Origin of the sequence: Photorhabdus kleinii, from assembly GCF_025384885.1 — a bacterium.
GTDB lineage: Bacteria > Pseudomonadota > Gammaproteobacteria > Enterobacterales > Enterobacteriaceae > Photorhabdus > Photorhabdus kayaii.
Window position 1 is genome coordinate 1 of sequence record NZ_JAJAFY010000097.1, and the last position, 5063, is coordinate 5063.

Here is a 5063-nt window from a genome sequence, read left to right on the forward strand (position 1 = left end):
TATATATTTAATATATAAATTGAAATCACAAAAATATAAAATAAATAAGAAGATAAACAAAGAAATAATACAGAAAAATATAAGACTCATGGAAAATATATACATAGGCTATATTTTAGCTATTTTACTCTGTTTTCTCCCTGAAACAGTAAAAAGCCGGAATCGCTTCCGGCCGGCTTCTCTCTTACCGTGGTGAATACCCGTGATACGCCAGCGCCGACTGGAGCCGCCCTATCGCGGCCTTGATAACCCAGGCTTCCGTATCATCAACCGCACAGGCGCGTATCTCCGCCCAGTTCAGCCGCTTAGCCAGTTGGGCCAGGGCCAGTGCTTCAATGTGAGTTAACTGAATGTCCTGTAAATGTTCAATCGCTATCGTCATCTCATCTCTCCCCTTAACCCGCAAAACCGGTTATCAACGCCCGCATCTGCTGCTTAATCTCCCGCAGTTGGGCCTGTTGTCGCTGGTACTGCTGATGCTGTTGTTGCGTGGCTTCACTGTCAGGAATGAGCACCAGACAACCATCCATCACCTTCACCGTAATCTGGCCGCCCGTATTAAACCCCGCCTGCCTAAGCCACTGGCCCTTAAGGTGTATTGCCGGTATGGCGTTGTTGACCTTGTTCCCGTTCAGCACATAACCCACCGTGTAATACCGTTCTGTTTTCACAGCTTTATTTACAACGACTTCTGCCTTAGAATGCGCCTTAGCCATAATCAACTCCTGTTTAGTTGCTTGTGGTGAGCGGCTTTATCGTGTTGCAACCACGGTACAGCCGCGTTAAATCAGGTCAGCCCAATAACCGCTTTGCCTGATGTTTTAAAATCATAGCATCCAGAACCGAGGTCACAGAGCGTTGCTCCTCCTCGTCCATCTGTTTAACCGCCTCAAACTTTAGCTTAAGTTCGTCCTGCGGCTCCCGTTCGCCCTCCTCAAATATCAGCCAGTCAGCCGAAACATTAAACGTAACAGCAATACGCTTAAGAATGTCTAAAGAAGGTTGAGCCTCACCAGATTCATAGCGGCGAACTTGTGTCAGATGTATCCCCACCTTGTCAGCCATCTGTGGCTGAGTCAGTCCTTGTTGCTTACGCAGTTGCAGAAAACGGGCAGAAAAGCTCATCCAGAATGTTCCTTTATCAGTCGCGATGGCTTCCATTATCTCCCCCTGTTCTGAATAGACTTGACTAAATGACCTTTATAGGACATATAATAGTGTCTATATAGAGCATTGACAAGGATTTAAAAGGAACATTTTTATGGCACGCATCCCGGAAGCCGAATTACAGCACCTGAAAACCGCCGTCTCCTTAGTGACCGTAGCGGAACAACAGGGACACAAGCTGATTAAACGCGGCAAAGATTACGTGCTGCTGTGCCCGTTCCATGAGGAAAAAACCCCGTCAATGGTGCTAAGTTCAGAAAAGAACCTCTATCACTGTTTCGGCTGCAATACCGGCGGTTCCGTCCTCGACTGGGTCATGAAAACCGAACGCCTGAGCCTGCGGCGGGCCGCAGAACACCTGCGCGGAACACTGGGAAATAATCCTGCCGTGGCGCCGCTGGTTCAGCCAAATGAACCCGCCGTGCTGGCCGAAGACGAAGCCGGACGGCAGGCGCTGCTCAGCCGGGTCGTCGAGTTTTACCATCATACGTTACTCAACGCCCCCGAAGCCGTCGCCTATCTGGAAAAACGCCGGTTACATCATCCCGAATTAGTCGCCGGTTTTCAGCTCGGCTTTGCCAACCGAACCCTGGCCTACCGGCTGCCGGAGAAACAACTCAAAGCCGGCGCCGCTATCCGCGCCCGGTTACAAGCCGTGGGCCTGCTGCGGGAATCAGGGCATGAACACTTCAGCGGCTCGCTCGTGGTGCCGGTACTCGACAGCCACGGACAGGTGCAGGAAATCTACGGCCGCAAAATCATCCAGCGCCTGCGAGCGGGCACCCCGAAACATTTATACCTGCCCGGCGAACACCGCGGCGTGTGGAATGCAGCCGCCATGACAGCGTCCAAATCGCTTATCCTCTGTGAATCGCTGATAGATGCTATGTCGTTCTGGGTGGCGGGATACCGTAACGTCACCGCCGCTTACGGCGTCAATGGCTTTACCCCCGACCACTGGCAGGCACTGAAACAACATCAGGTTAAACAAGTGCTGATTGCCTTCGATAATGACAACACCGGCAATGAAGCCGCGATGAAACTGGCTGCCGACCTGATTGCCGCCGGCCTCGCCGTGTTCCGGGTGGTGTTCCCCAAAGGCATGGATGCCAACGGCTATCTGTGTCAGGTCGCAGAACCGGAACCCGCATTCGGGTTATTGCTGGATGGCGCGGTACCCATGTACGACCTGACGCAGGAAACCGACACCGAAGAACAAGCCACATCGGCAGCACCGCCGTCACCGGCAACAGACATTCCTTCCGCTTTAGCCGCTGAGGGGGCGACAAGACCGATATCTCTGCCAGGGGTGGTGTGGGAGACGGGGCCAAACGGCGAAATCCTCATCTCACTGGGTCCGCAGCGCTGGTGTGTTCGCGGGCTGGCTCAGGTCCGACCCGGCGCCGCCGTCATGAAAGTCAATGCGCAGGTGATTGATACCGACAGCGGCGTCATGTTCGCCGACAGCGTGGACATGATGAACGCCCGCAGCCGGGGCGGGTATGCGCGACTGGCCGCCACCGAACTGGGACGGGCCGAAGCTGACTTACGGCGTTCACTGGGACAGGTGTTACTGGTGCTGGAACAGTGTCAACAGGCCGGTATCCGTGAACAGACGGCTGCCCAATCTATCCCTGAACTCACCGAAGCCCAACGGGAAGCCGCGTTAGCACTGCTGCAAGACCCCCAACTGAGCGAGCGCATCACCGCTGACTTAGCCGCCTGTGGCGTCGTGGGGGAAAGCACCAACCTGCTGGCCGGTTACTTAGCCGCCGTCAGCCGCAAACTGGACCGTCCGCTGGCCGTGCTGATACAGAGCAGTTCGGCAGCGGGTAAAAGCAGTTTAATGGATGCCGTTCTCAATCTGATACCGGCAGAAGAACGGCTGCAATACAGCGCCATGACCGGCCAGAGCCTGTTCTATCTGGGCGAAACCAATCTCCAGCACAAGATACTGGCGATAGCCGAAGAAGAAGGCGTGCGGCAGGCCGCCTATGCGCTCAAACTGTTACAAAGCGACGGCGAACTGACCATTGCCAGTACCGGTAAAGATGACGCCAGCGGCAATCTGGTCACTAAACAGTACACGGTAAAAGGCCCGGTAATGCTGATGCTCACCACCACCGCGATTGATGTCGATGAAGAGCTGCTAAACCGCTGTCTGGTGCTGACGGTGAACGAATCACGGGAACAGACCGAAGCTATCCACGCGTTGCAGCGCCATAAGCAAACCCTCGAAGGTTTACTGGCGGAAAATGAAAAAGCCTATATCACCGAACTGCACCAGAACGCCCAGCGGCTATTACGCCCGCTCAATGTGGTGAATCCGTTCGCCAGTCAATTAACGTTCATGAGCGATAAAACCCGCACCCGGCGCGACCACATGAAATATCTCACCCTGATACAAAGTATCGCCCTGCTGCATCAATACCAGCGTGCAGTGAAAACCGTCGAACACCGGGGAAAACGGCTGGACTATATCGAGGTGACCAGAGAAGACATCCGCTTAGCCAACCGGCTGGCCCACGAGATATTAGGCCGCACGCTGGACGAGATGCCGCCCCAGACCCGCAAACTGTTATTGCTGATACAAGAATGGGTAAAAGCCAGCGGGCAGCCGCGCCATGAGTGGCTGTTTACCCGCAAACTGTTGCGTGACGCCATACAGTGGGGCGATACCCAGCTGAAAATCCATCTCTCCCGGCTGGTCGAAATGGAATACCTGCTGTTGCACCGGCGCGGACTGACATACGTCTATGAACTGCTGTTCGACGGTGAAGATAACGACACGGCGCACCTGTGCGGTCTGATAGCGCCCTGAAAGCAGGAATACGATTCCGTCCGGTCGGGGTTATCACTTCAACGGTCGCCCGCCAGTCGGATGCAGGTCGGGGACCGGTCGGGCAGCATAAACCACCCCAAATACAGGCCACATAAGGCATCGTCGCTAAAGCGGTCGGGGCAGGCCGAAAAACACTGTTCCGGCAACAATAAAGAAAAACCGCATCGTAACACAGTCACGGATTACCCCCATAACAACAATCAATGTATCTTACAGGAACCCCCGTCATGACTCAGATAATCTTTCCCACACACTCCGCTCATCTCACCTCATTACGCCAGCACCTCGACGCGTATCTGGACTCCCTGAACGCCAGAAACTACAGCACCTGGACGCTGACCGGCTATCAGGAACGCCTGCTGCCGTTCGTTAACTGGTGCGAAGCCCGGGGAGTGATGTCCGCCCCGCAAGTCAGCCCGCCGTTACTGGAAAGTTATCAGTCCTGGCTGAAAACCTATCGTAAAGCCGACGGCCACACGCTGGCCGTAAGCACCCAGTCAAAACGGCTGAGCGACCTCCGGGTCTGGTTCCGCTGGCTGCGACAACGCCAGTACATCCTGTACAACCCGGCCGAAGGACTGGTGTTGCCCCGCAGAGACAAACGCTTACCCGCGCAGGTCCTGAGCGAGGACGAAACACAGACGGTATTACAGGCCATTGATATCAACAGGCCCACAGGCTTAAGAAACCGGGCCATCCTCGAAGTGCTGTGGAGCAGCGGGATACGACGGATGGAACTCTCCAATCTGCGGTTAAGCGACATCGACTTCGGGCGCGGCGTACTGCTGGTGAGACAGGGTAAAGGCCGTAAAGACCGGGTGGTGCCCATCGGTGAACAGGCCCTGCGCTGGTTACAACGCTACCTTGACAGCGTGCGGCCCCGACTGGCGCGCCGTTATGACTGCGGCCACCTGTTTATCACCCTCAATGGCCGGCAGATGTCACGCGACCGGCTCACCCACCTGACGGGCGCCAGCATTCGCCAAAAAGCGCAACTGGACAAAGCCGGGGCCTGTCACCTGTTCCGCCACTCAATGGCGACGCAAATGCTGGA

6 protein-coding genes and 1 pseudogene are annotated in these 5063 nt (G+C 55.2%); 4 read left to right on the plus strand and 3 right to left on the minus strand.

Annotation, left to right across the window (positions count from 1 at the left end):
- Positions 1-196 (plus strand): hypothetical protein (locus LG003_RS22425; protein ID WP_262981689.1); only part of this gene is annotated, 196 nt, incomplete at its 5' end.
- On the opposite strand, the gene LG003_RS22430 is transcribed toward LG003_RS22425, so the two are convergent.
- The 3 genes from LG003_RS22430 to LG003_RS22440 form a co-directional block, all read right to left on the minus strand.
- The gene (locus tag LG003_RS22430) at positions 185-406 is read right to left on the minus strand and encodes a DUF7706 family protein (protein WP_315903405.1); all 222 of its coding nucleotides are present in this window, start codon (positions 404-406) and stop codon (positions 185-187) included. The two genes, LG003_RS22425 and LG003_RS22430, sit on opposite strands and share 12 nt — an antisense overlap.
- Positions 396-716 (minus strand): SymE family type I addiction module toxin, encoded by a 321-nt coding sequence (locus tag LG003_RS22435; RefSeq protein WP_262981690.1) that lies wholly within the window; start codon positions 714-716, stop codon positions 396-398. The genes LG003_RS22430 and LG003_RS22435 overlap by 11 nt, the downstream gene beginning before the upstream one ends.
- Positions 717-792: 76 nt before the next feature.
- Entirely contained in the window at positions 793-1125 is a 333-nt protein-coding gene (locus tag LG003_RS22440) for a helix-turn-helix domain-containing protein (RefSeq protein WP_132347894.1), read from the minus strand.
- Positions 1126-1261: 136 nt separating this feature from the next.
- Between LG003_RS22440 and LG003_RS22445 the strand changes: the two are divergent.
- The 3 genes and pseudogenes from LG003_RS22445 to xerC all read left to right on the plus strand — a co-directional run.
- Positions 1262-3985, plus strand: a pseudogene (locus LG003_RS22445) (CHC2 zinc finger domain-containing protein); the annotation flags it as partial.
- Positions 3967-4104, plus strand: a complete 138-nt coding sequence (locus LG003_RS22450) for a hypothetical protein (RefSeq protein WP_262981693.1) — start codon at positions 3967-3969, stop codon at positions 4102-4104. The pseudogene LG003_RS22445 and the gene LG003_RS22450, both read left to right, overlap by 19 nt.
- Before the next feature lie 132 nt (positions 4105-4236).
- On the plus strand, positions 4237-5063 hold an 827-nt coding region (gene xerC, locus LG003_RS22455; protein ID WP_262981694.1), incomplete at its 3' end, for a site-specific tyrosine recombinase XerC.

What these genes read in the sequence shown, in the direction of transcription:
- LG003_RS22435 (WP_262981690.1), bottom strand. Translation starts at nt 716, where the DNA reads ATGGCTAAGGCGCATTCTAAGGCAGAAGTCGTTGTAAATAAAGCTGTG.
- LG003_RS22440 (WP_132347894.1), bottom strand. Translation starts at nt 1,125, where the DNA reads ATGAGCTTTTCTGCCCGTTTTCTGCAACTGCGTAAGCAACAAGGACTG.